The following is a 3,169-nucleotide window of genomic DNA, read 5'->3' on the forward strand; positions in this document are numbered from 1 at the left end:
GCATGGTCTGCGGGGAGCTCTGGGAAATGGCTCTCCTCGTCCATTCGAGGATAACCACCTACGACAGTGCTTCGATAACACGGCACTAAGTTAAGCAAAACTTTTTTCTACCTCTCTGTGTCTACTTTTTTAATAGCTTCACCGACTGAAATCTTTAGGATTATACAGATCCGAGGAGCTAATTTACTTTATACAGATATCATCTGTCACGATCTGACAGAACCGGGAATTTCAATCTGAATGATTCGAGCGTTTCCATATCGATTTCACCGACCAGCACGCTTACTTGACCGAAAGGACACAACTGAGCTTTTCCGTAAGGATCTATGAAAGCTGTGCCGCCGCAATATTCGCAGCTCGGATCATTTCCGACCCTGTTTACGCCAAGCACGTAACACTGGTTCTCGATTGCTCTGGCCTTAAGCAAAGCATTCCATGCGTCGACCCTCGGAGTCGGCCACGATGCGACATAGATGATCGCATCATAATCCTCATTGCTGCGGGCCCATAAAGGAAATCTGAGATCATAGCATACCATGAGCAGGAATCGGACTCCGCGCCACTCTACGACCACGCGTTCGTTACCGGCGGTATATCTATGGTGTTCGCCACCATATGTAAACAGATGGTGCTTATCATAGTATTCGAACTCACCGCCCGGTTTCACGAAGAAGAAACGGTTCCTGTACGAGCCGTCGCTGCAGTGTACTGCGACGCTGCCGGCAATGGCCGCATCCGTCCTGTCCGCCATGGTTTTCATCCATTCCAGGCTCCTGCAAGTCGAATCGAACTCCTCGGCGATGCCTTCTGGGACGGTCGCAAAGCCCGTGCTCCACATCTCTGGAAGCACGTAAAGGTCTGAATGACAGCCACTTTCGCCGCCATAAACCTTCATGATCGCTTCCTCAAAGACCTGAGCATTTGACTCCGGACTCGCCCACTCCAAGTTTCCCTGCAACAGAGTAACCTTCATAAGTAACTATATTTCAATGGTTTACATCAAGGAATCGTATTCAAATTCCTGCTTCATCCTATATGCAAGACCGGTCATCACTGCCACGATCTCCCCTTTCTGGTTCATCACCTTGATATCGCAATAAGGCAGACGGTGATGGTCCAGAATCTCAGTACACTCTGCTACAAGAGTGTCGCCTATCTGGGCGGATTTCAGCAAGGTTATGGTATTGGATATACCGAGGGTCATGATACCGCGACTGTTCGCAACTGCGGCGAACGCAAGGTCCGCAAGAGTGTAGAAAACTCCACCCTGGCACACTCCAGCCCCGTTCAGGTGCTGCTCCCCTACGGTCAGTTCCGCTTTGGCATATCCTTCCCTGATCTCTGTAAGGCAGGCGCCCGTCATCTTTGCGAAATGGTCGCCTTCGTTCAGTTTGTCCTTAAGCGTCATGGTCTTCCTTGAATTGTCTCATCCTTTCCTCAAGCACAGGATAGAGCTCATCACGCATCCTCGAGGTACATGCACGCACGCCCTGCTGGAGGCTTCCGGTCGTGTCAAGATTTATGCTTGACACACCATAGCAGATGAGTTCCTTTACGAGCTCCGAACCGCTCATTCCTGGATACGATAGCGAGAAGAAGAAGCCGTCGCCTATCTCCTCGTTCACGTCATTCGGATATGTGATCGTGAATCCATTGTCGCAGAAGATCTTCTTCATCTTCTTCGCACGGATAGCATATTCCTTGGTATCCTCGACAAAGTTTATCTTACCCTCGCATGAGAGCCTCAGCATCTCCGCGTATCCGTACTGGGTCGTAGCCGTAGCGCCGCTGGTGATCATGTACTGAATCGAGGCCGTGAAGGTCGCGCCGAATATTCCACTGTCATGGTATCGCTCCACGAACGCAGGGAAATGCCTTTCGAAGAGCTTGTCGCTGATGCATACGAGCGCCATACGCTGTCCTGCATAGCTGAATATCTTGCTGGACGAGAGCATGAGGATATAGTTGTCGGTATATCTGGCAACCGTACGAACGAACGGTGCTTCGTATGGATGCGAAAGATCCCTGCGGCTCTCCATCGCGAAGTATGCAAGGTCCTCCAGCACGATTGCGTCGTACTTGGTCGCCAGCTCGCCTATTATGCCGAGTTCCTCCTCCTCGAGCGATATCCACGCCGGATTGTTGGGATTCGAATAAACGATGGCTGCTATGTCGCCGGCCTTCAGTTCGTCCTCAAGCTTGGCCCTCAGAGCCTCGCCACGGTACGGATAGATATCAAACTCCCTCCATGAGATGCCGAGCACGCGCAGCTGGCTCTTCTGGATTGGGAACCCGGGGTCTATGAAGAGCACCTTGTCCTTGGATGGGTCACGCTGACAGCATGCGATGAACGCACCGAACGAACCTGCTACCGAACCTACGGTCGGTACGCATGAACGCGGGCTCACGTCGATGTCCATGAACGCCTTTACGAAATCGCTCGCAGCCTTCTTGAGCTCTGGCACACCGGCTGCAGCAGGATACTGAGCCCCGATACCACTGTCGAGGGCCCTTTTCTCCGCCTCGATGCCATACCTGTTTGCAGGAAGTCCCGGGCTTCCCTGATCCATGCGTATGAATGGTATGCCCGTCTTCTGCTCGAGGTACTGCGCCATCAGCAGCGTCTCCCCTATGGTCGCATGCGAAATATCTGCGACATTGCTTGCACTGGCAGCTTCTGCCACCAGTGCATCACTGAAAATCTTCATTTCTAGTCCTTGAAGTTACGCTTATCGAGAACATGCTTAGCCTTACCCTCCGAACGTGCAATAGCTCCAGGAGGCAGGATGTGGATGTTCGGCTTGATGCCGACGAGGCTCACGATACGGTCGAAGAGCGGCTTCATGAACGGCATCTGCTTGGCTGGATCATAGCTGAAGTACTCGAGACGAAGCTCCACGTCGAGATCGAAGGTATCCTCGTTGCTGACGCGATCCACGGTGATGAAGTAGTAAGGCTGGAATGCCGGGAACTCGGTGAGTACGGTCTCGATCTGAGATGGGAAGACATTCACGCCGCGGATGATGAGCATATCATCTGAACGACCGAGGATACGGTCCATCCTGACTGCGGTACGGCCACACTTGCAAGGTTCATAGATAAGCCTCGTGAGGTCGCGGGTACGGTAGCGGATGATAGGCATGGCCTCCTTTGTGAGAGACGTGAACAC

General features: G+C 52.4%; 3 protein-coding genes and 1 pseudogene. All 4 read right to left on the minus strand.

The genetic code is table 11. The features are described 5' to 3' along the window. Positions 1 to 199: 199 nt before the first annotated feature. Positions 200 to 973: a nitrilase-related carbon-nitrogen hydrolase gene (locus AC06ND_RS09545; protein WP_475678750.1), complete on the minus strand. Its 774-nt coding sequence runs from the start codon at positions 971 to 973 to the stop codon at positions 200 to 202. A gap of 21 nt (positions 974 to 994) precedes the next feature. Next, positions 995 to 1,408 (minus strand): hotdog fold thioesterase, encoded by a 414-nt coding sequence (locus tag AC06ND_RS09550; RefSeq protein WP_475678751.1) that lies wholly within the window; start codon positions 1,406 to 1,408, stop codon positions 995 to 997. Then, complete coding sequence (locus AC06ND_RS09555; RefSeq protein WP_475678752.1) at positions 1,398 to 2,708, minus strand: aminotransferase class I/II-fold pyridoxal phosphate-dependent enzyme; 1,311 nt, start codon at positions 2,706 to 2,708, stop codon at positions 1,398 to 1,400. The genes AC06ND_RS09550 and AC06ND_RS09555 overlap by 11 nt, the downstream gene beginning before the upstream one ends. Before the next feature lie 2 nt (positions 2,709 to 2,710). Then, positions 2,711 to 3,169: pseudogene (locus AC06ND_RS09560) on the minus strand (phenylacetate--CoA ligase); the annotation flags it as partial.

The sequence above is a fragment of the Candidatus Cryptobacteroides sp. genome (assembly GCF_056207615.1).